Source organism: Pseudomonas entomophila, assembly GCF_023277925.1.
Classification (GTDB): Bacteria; Pseudomonadota; Gammaproteobacteria; order Pseudomonadales; family Pseudomonadaceae; genus Aquipseudomonas; species Aquipseudomonas entomophila_D.
Genome location: NZ_CP063832.1, coordinates 2,310,001 through 2,324,993 on the forward strand (window position 1 = coordinate 2,310,001; position 14,993 = coordinate 2,324,993).

Genomic DNA, 14,993 nt, shown 5'->3' on the forward strand with positions numbered 1-14,993 from the left:
AGGTTCTCGATCCGCACTCCCCACTGCCCCGGGCGATAGGTCCCAGGCTCGATGGAGCTGATCATGCCGGGCTGCATGGCCGTCTGCGGTGTGGTCGCGGCCTGGTAGGCGATCACCTGCGGGCCTTCGTGCACATTCATGAAGTAGCCGACACCATGACCGGTGCCATGGCCGTACTCGACCTGATCGGCCCAGATCGGGGCCCGGGCTATAGCATCGAGCAGCGGCGAGAGTATTCCGCGTGGGAAGCGGGCCCGCGACAGGGCAATCATGCCCTTGAGCACCCGGGAGCAATCGGCCTTCTGCTCATGGCTCGGCTCGCCGATCGGCACCATACGGGTGATGTCGGTGGTCCCGCCCAGGTACTGGCCGCCCGAGTCGATCAACAGTAGGCCATTGCCTTCGATCACGGCGTGGGACTCTTCGGTGGCGCGATAATGCGGCATCGCGCCGTTGGCGTTGTAGGCCGCGATGGTGGAAAAACTCAGCGATACAAAGCCAGGGCGGCGGGCACGGGCCGCGCTCAACTGGTCGTCGATGGTCAGCTCAGTGATCGGTTGCTTGCCGAGGGTCGCTTCGAACCAGGCAAAGAATTCGCACAGCGCCGCGCCATCCTCCTCCATGGCCTTGCGGATATGAAAAAGATCCCCCTCACCCTTGCGCGACTTGCTCAGGGTGGTCGGGTTGACACTCTCGATCAGCCGCACCTGCTCGTGCAGGTTGTCCAGCAAGCCACGGGTGACCCGCGCCGGGTCCACCAGCAGGCTCGCCGCAGCCGGAATCGCCGTCAGTGCGTCATTGACCTTGGCGTAGTCGCGGACTTCGATGCCATCGGCCGCCAGCACCCGACGCAGGTGGTCATCGACCTTGTCTCGGCCAACAAACAGGAACGCCTTGTCCTGGCTGACCAGCGCGAAGGAAACAAACACGGGGTTGTAGGAGACATCGCTGCCGCGCAGGTTAAACAGCCAGGCGATGTCGTCGAGGGTGGCGATGAAATGCCAGTCGGCGCCCTTTTCCCGCAGCGTGCTGCGCAATTCGTCGAGCTTCTGCGCACGGTTGACCGTGGCATGGGGTGGCAGGTGCTGGTACACCGGATTGCCCGGCAACGAGGGACGGTCAGCCCATACCTGATCCAGCAGGTCGTGATCGGTGCGCAACGTCGCGCCACGCGCCTGCAAGCGCTCGCCCAGTTGGCGCGCCGAGGCCAGGGCCATGACCGCGCCGTCCACCGCGACGGTGCCGTTCACTTCCGCCCCCAGCCATTCCAGCGCCCCGGGCTGGCCCGGGCGCAGCTTCATCAGCTCGATGCCGCTGCCGGCCAGCTCCTTGTTCGCCTGCTCCCAGTAACGGCTGTCGGCCCACAACCCGGCAAAGTCCGCCGTCACCACCAGCGTCCCCACCGAACCGAGGAACCCGGACAGCCACTGCCGCCCCTGCCAGTACCCCGGCAGGTACTCGGACAGGTGCGGGTCAGCCGAAGGCACCAGCAGGGCATCCACACCCTCCCGTGCCATGACCTCGCGCACACGGGCAAGGCGCGCCGGGACGGATTCGTGAAGGGGGGACTGACTGTTCATGCGCACTCCTGCGGATAGGTGACGACGGGTCCAGGACGCTGATAATGGAACAGCCTGCAAGCGCCCGCAATCACCACGACCGTAACCAGGCATGCATTGCCCCAACTGTCCTGCCGACCGTCGATCCATCCTCCTGAACTAAACCGACCGCGGACCTTCACAACCCTTGAGTACCCGTGCGTACGCGAGGTCGGCCATGCCCCACTCACGCGAACCGAAAAATGCTGTCGTGCTGCTCGACACCCGCGAGCACACGCCGGAGCACGAACAGACGACCCTTCTCAGAATCGCCGAGCACCTGGCACGCCTGCTGGGCATCGAGCGGATCGAACCAGCTCCGCCGCCCTGCGCGGATGCGCGCTGCTACTATGTGCCGACCGCAACCTTGGTCGATCCGACGCGCCAGGCGCTGTTGGGCATTCAGGGCGAGCAGGACCTGTTTGGCGGCATGGTCAGCCATCCGCACATGGCCACCAAGGCCATCTCCCACCCGCTGCCGGCCGACGCTAGTTTCCCGCTCGGCTGGACCGACGCCTTCGCCCTGCATGCCAGCGACGCCCTGCTGCGTGGCTATACCGTGTTCTGCAAGGCCGATGCCCGCCGCGCCGCCGAACTGCTGCTGCGCGAAGGGCCGGTGCGCATCAAGCCGGTACAGGCCTGCGCCGGCCGGGGCCAGCAGGTGATCATCGATGGCCAGGCTCTGGAGCCGCTGCTGGCGGCGATGGATGAACAGCAACTGGGTCTGTGGGGGTTGGTGCTGGAGGAAGACCTCGACGCGGTCGAGACCTTCAGCGTCGGCCAGGTGCGAGTGGCCGGGCTGACCCTGAGCTATCACGGCATCCAGCACCTCACCCGCGATCATGCGGGCGCCGAGGTGTATGGCGGCTCCGACCTGGTGATCGTGCGCGGCGACTACCAGCAGTTGCTGCAGTTGCCGCTCGAGGGCCACCTGCGCCTGGCCATCAACCAGGCCATGACCTACGAAGAGGCCGCCGAGCGCTACATGCCGGGCTTCATCGCCTCACGTCGCAACTACGACATCGCCCGCGGTCAGGACCACCATGGCCACCTGCGCAGCGGTGTGCTAGAGCAATCCTGGCGCCTAGGCGGCGCCAGCCCCGCCGAAGTCCTCGCGCTGGAGGCTTTCGCCGCCGATCCGCGCCTGGACCAACTATGCGCGTCGACCCACGAGGTCTTCGGTGAAGCACAGTTGCCCGCCGACGCCACCCTGTTCTATCAGGGCCACGACAGTGAACTTGGACAACTCAGTAAATATGCACGGATACGCGACCATGACCATCGAGAGTGAAACCGTGGAACTGCACGTCGAGGGCGACAACATCGTCGGCACACTGGTCAGCCCAGGCAGCCGCATGCCGGGAATCCTCTTCGTCCATGGCTGGGGCGGCAGCCAGCAGCGCGACCTGGCCCGTGCCCGGCAGATCACCGGGCTCGGCTGCGTGTGCATGACCTTCGACCTGCGCGGCCATGAAAAGACCGAGAGCCAGCGCCTGACCGTCACCCGCGAGCAGAACCTGGCCGACCTGCTGGCCGCCTACGACCGGCTGACCAGCCACCCGTCGGTCGATCCCGGCGCCATCGCCGTGATCGGCAGCAGCTATGGCGGCTACCTGGCCACCCTGCTCACCCGTCACCGGCCAGTCAAATGGCTGGCGCTGAGGGTGCCGGCCCTCTACTGGGACGATGAATGGGATGCGCCCAAGCAGGCCCTCGATCGCCAGCGGCTCAACGCCTACCGCCTGCGTGACCTGGGCCCGGCCGACAACCGCGCCCTGGCCGCCTGCGCCGAGTTCGCCGGCGACGTGCTGCTGGTGGAGTCCGAACAGGACGACTACGTGCCGCACAGCACACTGATGAGCTACCGCTCGGCCTTCGTCGGCGCCCACTCGATGACCCACCGCCTGGTCGACGGCGCCGACCATGCGTTGTCCAGCGAAGAGAGCCAGAAAGCCTACAGCGCCATACTCACGGCCTGGATAGGCGAGATGGTCATCGGCGCGCGCCTGGACCGCTACCCGCACTACGCACCCTGGTACGCCTGAGTACTGCCCAGCTGGCAATGCAGGCCGCCGTCGGCGCCACGCACCAGGCTGCGCAGCGTCTGGAACGCGGCGAAGTTCACGCCACGGGCCTGGTGCTCGCCCAGCAGATCGAGGAATGGCTCCTCGATAAAGCAGCCTGCGGCAGCGGCCCAGGCCTGGCGTGATTGCCAGCGCAGATGCTGGAGCACCCGGCGACCGTCGTCGCTGACCTGGATGCTGACGCTCAGCAATCCGTCGCAGCGTTGCGCCAGGTGCTCGCTGCGCACCACCAGGGCCTCGGCCAGGGCGGCCTGGCGCAAAGGTGGCACGTCGTACTCGATCATCTGGGTGAACCACAGGGAATGGGTGTTAGCCGCCATGACGCATCTCCTCGTTTCGGGCTCTTGCAGCAGATGGTCGTGGAGGGTAAAACCTCCAGCTAACTCAAGGTCAAGGATTTTTTGCCGATGAAGCCCCCTTCCGCCCAGGAGCGCCTGCTCAGCGTCGGCCAGCTCGCCGCGCGCAGCGGTGTGGCCGTGACCGCCCTGCACTTCTACGAGACCAAGGGCCTGATCCACAGCACCCGCAACGCCGGCAACCAGCGCCGCTATCCACGGGCCATGCTGCGCCGGGTCGCGGTGATCAAAATGGCCCAGCGCCTGGGCATCGCCCTGGCCGACATCGCCGGCGCCCTGGAGGCCCTGCCGTGCGATCACACCCCTACCGCCGCCGACTGGCAGCGCCTGTCGGCGCGCTGGCGCGACGACCTGAGCCGGCGCATCGACGAGCTGGTGATGCTGCGCGATCAGCTCGACGGCTGCATAGGCTGTGGCTGCATGTCGTTAAAGGAATGCCCGCTGCGCAACCACCACGACCGCCTCGCCGATGAAGGCCCGGGGCCGCACCCGACCACCAGCGAAGCTCAGCCGCTGATGACCGCGAAGCGCCGCCGGTAGTCGCTGGGGGTCATCCCGGTCAGGCGCTGGAACACCTTGCGAAAGGCGCTGGGGTCCTGGTAGCCGACGCCCCAGGCAATCTGGTCGACGCTGCGCCGGGTGAACTCCAGCAAGCGGCAGGCCCGGCCGACCCGCACCTGCTGCGCGTACTCGGTGGGGCGCAGACCGGTGGCGGCGCGAAAGCGACGCAGGAAGGTGCGCGGCTCGAGGCCCGCGCAACCGGCCATGTCGGCCAGGCCGGCATCGCGGGCCTCCTCTGCCTGCAACCAGTGCTGCACCTTCAGCACAGCCTCGTCGCCATGATCCAGGCGCGGCTGGAACAACGCGCCGGGCAACGGCGCCGGCGCGGGCTCGACCGCAAGATAGCGGGCCGTTTCGCGGGCCAGGCTGTGGCCGAGAAAGCGCTCGATCAGGTGCAGGCCGAGATCGGTCCAGGCCATCAGCCCGGCAGAGGTAACGATATCGCCGTCGTCGAGCAGTGGCTGGCTGCCTTGCACCCGCACCTTGGGGAAGCGTTCGCTGAGGGCCTGGGCATAGTTCCAGTGGGTGCAGGCCACCCGGCCATCCAGCAGACCGCTGCCGGCAACAAGAAACACACCGATGCATACCGAGGCCAGCACGGTACCCTGGCCGTGCACCTGGCAAAGCGCGGCCCGATGGGCCAGCAGCACCTCGGCCGAAGGGGTCGCCGCCAGGCTCGGAGGAATCATCAGGGCCCGTAGCGCATGGCCGTTCGCCGGCTGGCTATCATGCACCACCTGCAACTGCGCTGACGCGTCGAGCTGCCAATGGGTGACCCGCAGCACCGGCAGATCGTGGGCGCCCAGCTGCGCGGCGACCCGGTTGGCGACCGCGAACAGGTCGGTCAGGCCGTGCACCGCCGCGCTCTGCGCGCCGGGATAGATCAGCACGCCGATTTCCAGGCTGTCAGTTTTTGCCGTCATTGTGTCGCTCGCGCCTATCCTCGATCAGGTCGCCCAAGCCTATAACTATCGGCAGTTCATCACTACTGCCGCAGGAGGCACCATGAGCAAGCGCGCCCTGATCATCATCGATATCCAGAACGACTACTTCCCCGGTGGCAAATGGCCCCTGAACGGCGCCGACACGGCCGCCGACAACGCCGCCCGGTTGCTGGCCGCCGCCCGTGAGCGTGAGGACCTGGTGGTGCATGTGCGCCATGAGTTCGAGAGCGCCGACGCGCCTTTCTTCGCGCCGGATTCGGCCGGCGCGCAGATCCACCCCAAGGTCGTGCCGGCAGCCGGCGAGGCGGTGGTGCTCAAGCACAAGGTCAACAGCTTCCGCGACACCCACCTGCAGGCGCTGCTCGACCAGCACGGCATCAAGACACTGACCATCGCCGGCAACATGAGCCACATGTGCATCGATGCCGCGACCCGCGCCGCCGCCGACTTAGGCTATGAGGTCAGCGTAGCCCACGATGCCTGCGCGACATTGGCACTTGAGTTTGACGGCAAGTCGGTGGCGGCGGCCGATGTACATGCCTCGGCGATGGCTGCGCTGGCGTTCGCCTATGCCAGAGTGGCCAGTACCGACGAGCTGCTGGCCGGTTGAGGGTTCAGATCACCACGTTGCGCACGAAACGCACCGGCTCCTGGCCATCGTTGCGGTAGGCGTAGCGGCAGTCGCTGGGGAAGACGAAGAACTCGCCCTTACCCAGTTGCCGCTCCCCCTCTTCGATAATCAGGGTCAGGCGACCTTCGGCCACATAGATCTGCTCGCTCCAGCCGGCGGCGTCGGCTTCGCTGGCGTAGCACTCGCCGGGCGCCAGGGTCCACTCCCACAACTCGACTTCCCGTCGCGCCGGGCTGCTGCCGAGCAGCACGGCGCGGCTGGCGGGATGCACACCAGCCCAGGCCAGCTCTTCGATGCGACTGGGGTCACGCCGGTCCGGTGCCTGGATCAGGGTGCTGAATGCCACACCGAGCGCTTCGGCGATGAGGTCCAGAGTGGTGAGGCTGACATTCTTCTCGCCCGCCTCGATGGCCACCAGCATCCGCCGGCTGACCCCGGAGCGCTCGGCCAGGGCGGCCTGGCTCAGGCCGGCGTCGCCACGCAGGCGACGAACGTTCTGGCTGACATGCTGCAGCACCGATGCCCGGTGCTCGGAATCTTTGTGCACTATATTGCTCACTGGTAGGGATTGCGCAGTATACTGCCCACTTTGTGGCGAATTGTGCGCCGCCCCTTCCGAGTGTGCAAGACCATGACCCAGGCCCCCGTCCGCAAACCCACTGTCACCTTGCGCCTGAGCAAGGCCGAACTGGTGCTGGTGTTCATCACCGTGCTCTGGGGCGGTACCTTCCTGATCGTGCACAACGTCATGACCGTCAGCGGGCCGATGTTCTTCGTTGGTTTGCGCTTTGCCGCCGCCGCCCTGTTCGTCGGCCTGGTATCGGCCCGCTCGCTGTCGGGGCTGACCTTCACCGAGCTCAAGGCCGGCGTGCTCATCGGCGTGTCGATCATGCTCGGCTACGGCTTGCAGACCATGGGCCTGCAGACCATCAGCAGCAGCCAGTCGGCGTTCATTACCGCGCTCTACGTGCCCTTCGTGCCGCTGCTGCAATGGCTGGTGCTGGGCCGCCGCCCAGGCCTGATGCCAAGCCTGGGCATCGGCCTGGCCTTCGTCGGCCTGATGCTACTGGCCGGCCCCGAGGGCGGCGCGCTGCACTTCAGCGAAGGCGAACTGGTGACGCTGGTCAGCGCCGTGGCGATCGCCGGCGAGATCATCCTGATCAGCCGTTACGCCGGCAAAGTTGATGTACGCCGGGTCACCGTGGTGCAACTGGCTACCGCTTCGGCGCTGTCGTTCCTGATGATCGTGCCGACCCAGGAACAGCTCCCAGGCTTTTCCTGGCTGCTGTTGGCCAGCGCGGTGGGCCTGGGGGCCATGAGCGCGGTGATCCAGGTGGCGATGAACTGGGCGCAGAAATCGGTCTCGCCCACCCGCGCCACGCTGATCTACGCCGGCGAGCCGGTGTGGGCCGGCATCGTCGGGCGCATCGCCGGTGAGCGCCTGCCGGGCGTGGCGCTGATCGGCGGGCTGCTGATCGTGCTGGCGGTGGTGGTGAGCGAGCTGAAGATCCGTCGCCAGGACGAGGCCGACACCTTGCAGAATGATGAGGCCCGCGAGCGCGAGGCGGGGTTGTAGCACCCTGCACGGCCCACGTTGGGCTGCGCTGTCGCGCAGAGAACTCTGATTACGCGGCCAGCGTGCGCCCACAGGGAATGCGCATGGTTTGCATGCAGCCCCACGAGCACACGATCAGCCGCTATGCTCTGAAAGAAACTGTTATAAAAAAACAGCTTGTCACAGCACATTTGTAGGATCCTGCAATCGCTTGCGTGTTGGTGATCAACCGCCCGGCACGTATGATCCTTGGCAAACTTCTCAGAACAGAACGCTATGTCATTGATTGTGCTACTGCTTCTGCCCTTCCTGGGCAGTTGCCTGGCGGCACTCCTGCCGCACAACGCACGCAACGCCGAGTCCATTCTTGCCGGGCTCGTGGCTCTGGTCGGCACCGTCCAGGTGGCGTTGCTGTACCCCCAGATCGCCGATGGCGGGGTGATCCGCGAGGAATTCCTCTGGCTGCCGAGCCTGGGCCTGAACCTGGTCCTGCGCATGGACGGCTTCGCCTGGCTGTTCAGCCTGCTGGTGCTGGGCATCGGCACCCTGGTGTCGCTGTACGCCCGCTACTACATGTCACCCCAGGATCCGGTGCCGCGCTTCTTCGCCTTTTTCCTGGCCTTCATGGGCGCCATGCTCGGCCTGGTGATCTCCGGCAACCTGATCCAGCTGGTGTTCTTCTGGGAGCTGACCAGCCTGTTCTCCTTCCTGCTGATCGGCTACTGGCACCACCGCGCCGACGCCCGGCGCGGCGCCTACATGGCGTTGATGGTCACGGGGGCCGGCGGCTTGTGCCTGTTGGTCGGGGCCTTGCTGCTCGGCCATGTGGTCGGCAGCTATGACCTGGACAAGGTCCTGGCTGCCAGTGACACCATCCGCCAGCATGCGCTGTACCCAGTGCTGCTGCCCCTCATCCTGATCGGCGCCCTGAGCAAGAGCGCGCAATTCCCCTTCCAGTTCTGGCTGCCCCATGCCATGGCGGCGCCCACCCCCGTCTCGGCTTACCTGCACTCGGCGACCATGGTCAAGGCCGGGGTGTTCCTGCTGGCACGGCTGTGGCCGGCGCTGTCGGGCAGCGAGGAATGGTTCTGGATCGTCGGCGGCGCCGGCGCCGCCACCCTGCTGCTCGGCGCCTTCGCCGCGATGTTCCAGAACGATCTCAAGGGCCTGCTGGCCTATTCGACCATCAGCCACCTGGGCCTGATCACCCTGCTGCTGGGCCTGAACAGCCCGCTGGCGGCGGTCGCCGCGGTGTTCCACATCCTCAACCACGCCACCTTCAAGGCCTCGCTGTTCATGGCCGCGGGGATCATCGACCACGAAAGCGGCACCCGTGACATCCGCCGCCTGAGCGGTCTGTTCCGCCTGGTGCCGTTCACCGCGACCCTGGCCATGGTCGCCAGCGCCTCGATGGCCGGCGTGCCTTTGATGAACGGCTTCCTGTCCAAGGAGATGTTCTTCGCCGAGACTGTGTTCATCACCTCCAGCGCCTGGGTCGAAGCGGCCCTGCCGGTGATCGCCACGCTGGCCGGGACCTTCAGCGTGGCCTACGCGCTGCGCTTCACCGTCGACGTGTTCTTCGGCCCGCCCGCCCACGACCTGCCGCACACGCCCCACGAGCCGCCACGCTGGATGCGCGCGCCAGTCGAGCTGCTGGTGCTCACCTGTCTGGTGGTCGGCATCTTCCCGGCACAATCGGTCGGCCCGCTACTGGCCGCCGCCGCCACACCAGTAGTGGGCGGCGTCCTGCCGGAATACAGCCTGGCCATCTGGCACGGCTGGAACGCGCCGCTGATGATGAGCCTGATCGCCATGACCGGCGGCATCGTCCTCTACCTACTGCTGCGCAAGCAGCTGCAACGCGGACGCTTCCCCTACCCGCCGCTGATCGAGCGTTTCAACGGCAAGCGCCTGTTCGAGCACTGCCTGGTGCGCCTGATGCTCCTGGCCCGGCGCGTCGAGCGCCTGCTAACCACCCGACGCCTGCAGACCCAGCTGTTCATGCTGGTGCTGGCGGCATTCGTCGCCGGCCTGGTACCGCTGCTGTACAGCGGCCTGAGCTGGGGCGACCGACCGAAGATCCCGGGCTCCGGAGTCTTCGTCGCACTCTGGCTGATTGCCATTGCCTGCGCCATCGGCGCCGCCTACCAGGCCAAGTACCACCGCCTGGCGGCCTTGATCATGGTCGGCGTCTGCGGCCTGATGACCTGCATCACCTTCGTCTGGTTCTCCGCGCCTGACCTGGCACTGACCCAACTGGCGGTCGAAGTGGTCACCACCGTGCTGATCCTGCTTGGCCTGCGCTGGCTGCCACGGCGTATCGAGGGCGTGTCGCCGCTGCCCGGCAGCCAGGACCGCGCGCGCCTGCGGCGCCTGCGCGACCTGGTGCTGGCGGTGCTGGTTGGCGGCGGAATGGCGCTGCTATCCTACGCCATGCTGACCCGTCCGACGCCCAACGACATCTCATCGTTCTACCTCAGCCGCGCCCTGCCCCAAGGCGGCGGCAGCAACGTGGTCAACGTGATGCTGGTGGACTTCCGCGGCTTCGACACCCTCGGCGAGGTCACCGTGCTGGTGGCCGTGGCGCTGACCGTGTTCGCCCTGCTGCGCCGCTTCCGCCCACCGAAGGAGAGCATGCAGTTGCCGGCCCAGCAGCGTCAGCTGGCGCCGGACGTGGTCACCGACCTGGTCAACCCGCGCCAGGCCACCGACACCGCGCTCGGTTTCATGATGGTGCCCGCCGCCCTGGTGCGCCTGCTACTGCCGATTGCCCTGCTGGTGTCGATGTACCTGTTCATGCGCGGGCACAACCAGCCAGGTGGCGGTTTCGTCGCCGGCCTGGTGATGTCGGTGGCGTTCATCCTGCAGTACATGGTCGCCGGCACCCAGTGGGTGGAGGCGCAGATGAGCCTGCGTCCGCTGCGCTGGATGGGCACCGGCCTGCTCTGCGCCACCCTCACCGGCGCCGGGGCGATGCTGCTGGGCTACCCGTTCCTGACCACCCACACCGCGCATCTGCACCTGCCGCTGCTGGGTGACGTGCATGTGGCCAGCGCACTGTTCTTCGACATCGGCGTGTACACCGTGGTGGTCGGCTCGACCCTGCTCATCCTCACCGCCCTGGCCCACCAGTCGGTGCGTGCCTACCGCCCCGCCAAGTCCAGCCAAGCAGGAGCCGCCTGATGGAAGAAGTCATTGCAGTCGCCATCGGCGTCCTGGCCGCCTCCGGGGTCTGGCTGGTCCTGCGCCCACGAACCTACCAGGTAATCATGGGCCTGTGCCTGCTGTCCTACGGGGTCAACCTGTTCATCTTCAGCATGGGCAGCCTGTTCATCGGCAAGGAGCCGATCATCAAGGACGGCGTGCCCCACGACCTGCTGCACTACACCGACCCGCTGCCCCAGGCGCTGGTGCTCACCGCGATCGTCATCAGCTTCGCCATGACCGCGCTGTTCCTGGTGGTGCTGCTGGCCTCCCGCGGTCTGACCGGGACCGACCACGTCGATGGCCGGGAGCGTGAAGAATGAGCGGGATGAACCAACTGATCATCGCGCCGATCCTGCTGCCGCTGATCACCGCATCGTTGATGCTGCTGATCGGCGAAAAACACCGCTGGCTCAAGGCGCGCCTGAACCTGCTGTCCACCGCCCTCGGCCTGGGCATCGCCGTCACCTTGCTGATGTGGGTGCGCACCCAGGGCCAGGCCGAGTCCATCGGCGTCTACCTGCCGGGCAACTGGCCGGCGCCGTTCGGCATCGCCCTGGTGGTCGATCACCTGTCGGCGCTGCTGCTGACCCTGACCGGCATCGTCGGTTTGAGCGCCCTGCTGTTCGCCCGAGCACGCTGGGACGGTGCCGGGGCCAGCTTCCACGCACTGTTCCAGATCCAGCTGATGGGCCTGTACGGTGCCTTCCTCACCGCCGACCTGTTCAACCTGTTCGTGTTCTTCGAAGTGCTGCTGGCAGCTTCCTATGGCCTGCTGCTGCATGGCTCGGGGCGGGCGCGGGTCAAGGCCGGGCTGCACTACATCGCCATCAACCTGTTCGCTTCGTCGCTGTTCCTGGTCGGCGCGGCCATGCTCTATGGCGTGACCGGCACCCTGAATATGGCCGACCTGGCGTTGAAAGTGCCGCTGGTGCCGGAAGCCGACCGCGGCCTGCTGCATGCCGGCGCGGCGATCCTGGCCATCGCCTTCCTGGCCAAGGCCGGGATGTGGCCGTTGAACTTCTGGCTGGTGCCGGCCTATTCGTCGGCCAGCGCGCCGGTGGCCGCGCTGTTCGCGATCATGACCAAGGTCGGCCTGTACGCCATCTTGCGCATGTGGACACTACTGTTCTCCGGCCAGGCGGGCGCCTCGGCGTTCTTCGGTGGTGACTGGCTGGTGTACGGCGGCCTGGCGACCCTGGCTGTGGCGGCCATGTCGATCCTCGCCGCCCAGCGCCTGGAGCGCCTGGCGGCCCTGAGCATCCTGATGTCCGCTGGCACGCTGCTGGCGGCCATCGGCTTCGGCCAGTCGGTCCTGACCGGCGCCGCGTTGTTCTACCTGGCAAGCTCCACCCTGGCCCTGTGCGCACTGTTCCTGCTGGCCGAGCTGGTGGAGCGCTCGCGCTCGGCCAACGAAGCGCCGCTGGACGATGAAGAGGACGCAATGCCCTCGCCACTGGAGTCGCTGCATCCACCCAAGGGCATCAACCTGGACGACGAGCAGCAGGTGGTGATCGGCCAGATCATTCCCTGGACCATGGCCTTCCTGGGCCTGAGCTTCATCGCCTGCGCCCTGCTGATCATCGGCATGCCGCCGCTGTCGGGCTTCATCGGCAAACTCAACCTGATCAGCGCGCTGTTCAACCCGCAAGGCCTGGGCGTCGCCCCGGCGCAGCCACTGGGCACCGCGAGCTGGACCTTGGTCACCCTGCTGGTGCTGTCCGGCATGGCCTCGCTGATCGCCTTCGGCCGCGTCGGCATCCAGCGTTTCTGGAAGCCCGAGGAACGCCCCTCCCCGGTACTGCGCCGCTATGAGTGCGTACCCATCGTGATCCTCCTGAGCCTGTGTATCTTCCTCAGCCTCAAGGCCGAGCCGCTGCTGCGCTACACCCAGGACACCGCCGCCAGCCTGCGCACGCCGGAGGCCTACATCAAGGCGGTGATGGCGACGCGGCCAGTACCCGGCCCGACCACCGCCAGCCTGGAGGCACAGCCATGAACCGACTGTTCCCCGCGCCGCTGCTGTCCGTCGCGCTGTTCATGCTGTGGCTGCTGCTCAACCTCTCGGTCAGCTCGGGCAACCTGCTGCTGGGGGCCGTGCTGGGCATCCTCGCACCGATCCTTATGGCTCCGCTGCGCCCGCAACACGCCCACGTGCGTCGGCCCTGGGTGATCGCCAAGCTCATCTGCCGGGTCGGCCTTGACGTGATCCATTCCAACCTTCAGGTCGCCCGTGGCGTGCTGCGTGCCAGCGGCACGCCACCGCGCTCGGCATTCGTGCACATCCCGCTGGACCTGCGCGACGCCCATGGCCTGGCGGCGCTGTCGATGATCACCACCGTGGTCCCAGGCACCATCTGGTCGGAGCTGGCCCTGGACCGCAGCGTACTGCTGCTGCACGTGTTCGACCTGGGCGATGAACCGGCGTTCATCGAGCATTTCAAACACACCTATGAGCGCCCGCTGATGGAGATCTTCGAATGAGCGCCCTGCTCGCCAACGCAGTCCTCGCCAGCCTGTTCATCTTCGCTCTGGCCATGGGCCTGACGCTGATCCGGCTATTCCGCGGCCCGTCCGCCCAGGACCGGGTGCTGGCCCTGGACTACCTGTACATCCTCGGCATGCTGATGATGCTGGTGCTGGGGATCCGCTATGCCAGTGATACCTACTTCGAAGGCGCTTTGATGATTGCTCTGTTCGGCTTCGTCGGCTCCTTCGCCCTGGCCAAGTTCCTCCTGCGTGGCGAGGTGATCGAATGAACGAAACCATGGTATTGCCGTTCTGGCTGGAACTGATCACGGCAGCCCTAATGCTCATCGGCAGCCTGTTCGCCCTGATCGGCGCCATCGGCCTGGTGCGCCTGAAAGAGTACTTCCAGCGCATGCACCCACCTGCGCTAGCCTCCACCATCGGCGCCTGGTGCGTGGCGCTGGCCTCGATCCTGTACTTCTCGGCGCTCAAGCAGAGCCCGGTGCTGCACGCCTGGCTGATCCCGATCCTGCTGTCGATCACCGTACCGGTGACCACTCTACTGCTGGCCAGGGCCGCGTTGTTTCGTAAGCGTACCTCGGGCGAGGACGTGCCAGAAGAAGTCAGCAGCGGGCGCGATCGCGGTAATTGAGGCTGCTTCAAGGCGCGCACGCCGCTTGTGGGTGCGCCCTTGCGCCGCGAAAAGGCCGCAAGGTAGCCTTCAGGGAAACGTGTAGAACAATCGTCAGGCCTGGCTCAGGCGTTGCAACTCGCGTCGCACCATGGCGACGAAAGGCGGCGGGCTCATCTGGTAGAGCTCGCTGGCCAGCCAGGCCAGCCAGGCCCCTTGTAGTTCATTGCGGCGCCCAAGCAGGCGTTCGGCCTGCTCGACCGCACGGGCCTGATGCTGACGATGGAAGTCGGCCCGCGAAGCGAGCGTGTCCTCGTCGCTCACTCGCTGGCCTTGAAGGTGGTCAGCTCGCCCTTGCGCCATTTGGCGACCTTGCCGGTCACCGCCTTGAGCAGTTTGCCCAGGCCTTCCTGGACCTGCTGCTGGGCCGCGAACACCAGCATCACGCCCTGCCCTTCACGGAACACGATGGCCTCGCCTTCCGGTACGGAAACAAAGGCATAGTCGCCCTGCCCGTACACATTGAACTTGATCTCGCGAAAACGCAGTTCGAGTTTGCCGCCTTCGCGGCTGGGCAGCACGGCGGCGCGGAAGTGGTCACCCACTTTCAGCTCCAGGCGCTGTTTGTCATCAACCACCAGGGCGTCGTCGGTATCGATCTCGGCCATGTACAGGCCTTCCGGGTTTTGCTCGGTGACATACACGAAGCGCCCCTGGAACAACTTGACCAGCTTGGCGCGCAAATCGCCCAGGGCAAACAACGCATGGGTATCCAGAGTACTGACTGCCAATGAAAAGCTCCTCACATCAATTACAGCAGGCCGCACCGCGCACGCCGCTGGGCGTGGGGTGGCAGCCACTCAAAGTCGAAGTCCGATGGACCATGGATTCGGTAAGCGAAGATCCACGCACACGAACGATACGCCAAGCAGGGAACACTTCCCCGCTGGAACATCCGGC

The 14,993-nt window shown here is 66.3% G+C and carries 17 protein-coding genes (1 of these 17 running past the window's edge); 11 read left to right on the forward strand and 6 right to left on the reverse strand.

Translation table 11 applies throughout. The features are described 5' to 3' along the window. Positions 1–1,580, reverse strand: partial view of an aminopeptidase P family protein gene (locus IM733_RS10020; protein WP_248920708.1) — the 5' portion only. The gene continues 223 nt to the left of window position 1, outside the view; 1,580 of the gene's 1,803 nt are visible here — the first part of the coding sequence; its start codon is at positions 1,578–1,580; its stop codon lies beyond the left edge, outside the window. Between the two features lie 196 nt (positions 1,581–1,776). Between IM733_RS10020 and IM733_RS10025 the strand changes: the two genes are divergently transcribed. Together IM733_RS10025 and IM733_RS10030 are read left to right on the forward strand one after the other, a co-directional pair. Continuing rightward, a complete protein-coding gene (locus IM733_RS10025; protein WP_248920709.1) occupies positions 1,777–2,889 on the forward strand; it encodes a DUF3182 family protein in 1,113 nt (370 codons plus the stop codon). Next, entirely contained in the window at positions 2,873–3,643 is a 771-nt protein-coding gene (locus IM733_RS10030; protein ID WP_248920710.1) for an alpha/beta hydrolase family protein, read from the forward strand. The genes IM733_RS10025 and IM733_RS10030 overlap by 17 nt, the downstream gene beginning before the upstream one ends. Here IM733_RS10030 and IM733_RS10035 read toward each other — a convergent pair. Then, complete coding sequence (locus tag IM733_RS10035) at positions 3,622–4,002, reverse strand: antibiotic biosynthesis monooxygenase (protein ID WP_248920711.1); 381 nt, start codon at positions 4,000–4,002, stop codon at positions 3,622–3,624. The two genes, IM733_RS10030 and IM733_RS10035, sit on opposite strands and share 22 nt — an antisense overlap. Positions 4,003–4,089: 87 nt before the next feature. On the opposite strand from IM733_RS10035, the gene soxR reads away from it, so the two are divergent. Then, positions 4,090–4,578 (forward strand): redox-sensitive transcriptional activator SoxR, encoded by a 489-nt coding sequence (gene soxR / locus IM733_RS10040; protein ID WP_248920712.1) that lies wholly within the window; start codon positions 4,090–4,092, stop codon positions 4,576–4,578. Here the strand turns inward: soxR and IM733_RS10045 are convergent. Beyond that, positions 4,545–5,522 carry a GlxA family transcriptional regulator gene (locus tag IM733_RS10045; protein WP_248920713.1) on the reverse strand — a complete coding sequence of 326 codons (978 nt, stop codon included), beginning with the start codon at positions 5,520–5,522 and terminating at the stop codon, positions 4,545–4,547. The two genes, soxR and IM733_RS10045, sit on opposite strands and share 34 nt — an antisense overlap. Before the next feature lie 82 nt (positions 5,523–5,604). Here IM733_RS10045 and IM733_RS10050 point away from each other — a divergent pair, with 82 nt between their 5' ends. Next, positions 5,605–6,153 (forward strand): cysteine hydrolase family protein, encoded by a 549-nt coding sequence (locus tag IM733_RS10050; protein WP_248920714.1) that lies wholly within the window; start codon positions 5,605–5,607, stop codon positions 6,151–6,153. A gap of 4 nt (positions 6,154–6,157) precedes the next feature. Here IM733_RS10050 and IM733_RS10055 read toward each other — a convergent pair whose 3' ends face one another. Beyond that, entirely contained in the window at positions 6,158–6,721 is a 564-nt protein-coding gene (locus tag IM733_RS10055; RefSeq protein WP_248920715.1) for a helix-turn-helix domain-containing protein, read from the reverse strand. 84 nt (positions 6,722–6,805) lie between these two features. Here IM733_RS10055 and IM733_RS10060 point away from each other — a divergent pair, with 84 nt between their 5' ends. From IM733_RS10060 to IM733_RS10090, 7 genes are all read left to right on the forward strand, one after another. Then, positions 6,806–7,750, forward strand: a complete 945-nt coding sequence (locus tag IM733_RS10060) for a DMT family transporter (RefSeq protein ID WP_248920716.1) — start codon at positions 6,806–6,808, stop codon at positions 7,748–7,750. Between the two features lie 255 nt (positions 7,751–8,005). Next, positions 8,006–10,912 carry a monovalent cation/H+ antiporter subunit A gene (locus tag IM733_RS10065; RefSeq protein ID WP_248920717.1) on the forward strand — a complete coding sequence of 969 codons (2,907 nt, stop codon included), beginning with the start codon at positions 8,006–8,008 and terminating at the stop codon, positions 10,910–10,912. Beyond that, positions 10,912–11,256 (forward strand): Na+/H+ antiporter subunit C, encoded by a 345-nt coding sequence (locus tag IM733_RS10070; protein ID WP_028690551.1) that lies wholly within the window; start codon positions 10,912–10,914, stop codon positions 11,254–11,256. The genes IM733_RS10065 and IM733_RS10070 overlap by 1 nt, the downstream gene beginning before the upstream one ends. Next, positions 11,253–12,932, forward strand: a complete 1,680-nt coding sequence (locus IM733_RS10075; protein WP_248920718.1) for a monovalent cation/H+ antiporter subunit D — start codon at positions 11,253–11,255, stop codon at positions 12,930–12,932. Before IM733_RS10070 ends, IM733_RS10075 begins: the two co-directional genes overlap by 4 nt. Then, positions 12,929–13,417, forward strand: a complete 489-nt coding sequence (locus IM733_RS10080) for a Na+/H+ antiporter subunit E (RefSeq protein WP_248920719.1) — start codon at positions 12,929–12,931, stop codon at positions 13,415–13,417. Before IM733_RS10075 ends, IM733_RS10080 begins: the two co-directional genes overlap by 4 nt. Then, a complete protein-coding gene (locus IM733_RS10085; protein WP_248920720.1) occupies positions 13,414–13,692 on the forward strand; it encodes a K+/H+ antiporter subunit F in 279 nt (92 codons plus the stop codon). The genes IM733_RS10080 and IM733_RS10085 overlap by 4 nt, the downstream gene beginning before the upstream one ends. Further along, complete coding sequence (locus tag IM733_RS10090; RefSeq protein WP_248920721.1) at positions 13,689–14,054, forward strand: Na+/H+ antiporter subunit G; 366 nt, start codon at positions 13,689–13,691, stop codon at positions 14,052–14,054. Before IM733_RS10085 ends, IM733_RS10090 begins: the two co-directional genes overlap by 4 nt. Before the next feature lie 93 nt (positions 14,055–14,147). On the opposite strand, the gene IM733_RS10095 is transcribed toward IM733_RS10090, so the two are convergent. Both IM733_RS10095 and IM733_RS10100 read right to left on the reverse strand, forming a co-directional pair. Further along, positions 14,148–14,357, reverse strand: coding sequence for a hypothetical protein (locus tag IM733_RS10095; RefSeq protein WP_248920722.1), 210 nt, complete (start codon positions 14,355–14,357; stop codon positions 14,148–14,150). Further along, complete coding sequence (locus tag IM733_RS10100; protein ID WP_213657525.1) at positions 14,354–14,824, reverse strand: hypothetical protein; 471 nt, start codon at positions 14,822–14,824, stop codon at positions 14,354–14,356. Before IM733_RS10100 ends, IM733_RS10095 begins: the two co-directional genes overlap by 4 nt. Between the last annotated feature and the right edge of the window lie 169 nt (positions 14,825–14,993).

What these genes read in the sequence shown, in the direction of transcription:
- IM733_RS10035 (WP_248920711.1), bottom strand. Translation starts at nt 4,002, where the DNA reads ATGGCGGCTAACACCCATTCCCTGTGGTTCACCCAGATGATCGAGTAC.
- IM733_RS10050 (WP_248920714.1), top strand. Translation starts at nt 5,605, where the DNA reads ATGAGCAAGCGCGCCCTGATCATCATCGATATCCAGAACGACTACTTC.
- IM733_RS10030 (WP_248920710.1), top strand. Translation starts at nt 2,873, where the DNA reads ATGACCATCGAGAGTGAAACCGTGGAACTGCACGTCGAGGGCGACAAC.
- IM733_RS10080 (WP_248920719.1), top strand. Translation starts at nt 12,929, where the DNA reads ATGAACCGACTGTTCCCCGCGCCGCTGCTGTCCGTCGCGCTGTTCATG.
- IM733_RS10075 (WP_248920718.1), top strand. Translation starts at nt 11,253, where the DNA reads ATGAGCGGGATGAACCAACTGATCATCGCGCCGATCCTGCTGCCGCTG.
- IM733_RS10065 (WP_248920717.1), top strand. Translation starts at nt 8,006, where the DNA reads ATGTCATTGATTGTGCTACTGCTTCTGCCCTTCCTGGGCAGTTGCCTG.
- IM733_RS10085 (WP_248920720.1), top strand. Translation starts at nt 13,414, where the DNA reads ATGAGCGCCCTGCTCGCCAACGCAGTCCTCGCCAGCCTGTTCATCTTC.
- soxR (WP_248920712.1), top strand. Translation starts at nt 4,090, where the DNA reads ATGAAGCCCCCTTCCGCCCAGGAGCGCCTGCTCAGCGTCGGCCAGCTC.
- IM733_RS10070 (WP_028690551.1), top strand. Translation starts at nt 10,912, where the DNA reads ATGGAAGAAGTCATTGCAGTCGCCATCGGCGTCCTGGCCGCCTCCGGG.
- IM733_RS10025 (WP_248920709.1), top strand. Translation starts at nt 1,777, where the DNA reads ATGCCCCACTCACGCGAACCGAAAAATGCTGTCGTGCTGCTCGACACC.
- IM733_RS10090 (WP_248920721.1), top strand. Translation starts at nt 13,689, where the DNA reads ATGAACGAAACCATGGTATTGCCGTTCTGGCTGGAACTGATCACGGCA.
- IM733_RS10060 (WP_248920716.1), top strand. Translation starts at nt 6,806, where the DNA reads ATGACCCAGGCCCCCGTCCGCAAACCCACTGTCACCTTGCGCCTGAGC.
- IM733_RS10045 (WP_248920713.1), bottom strand. Translation starts at nt 5,522, where the DNA reads ATGACGGCAAAAACTGACAGCCTGGAAATCGGCGTGCTGATCTATCCC.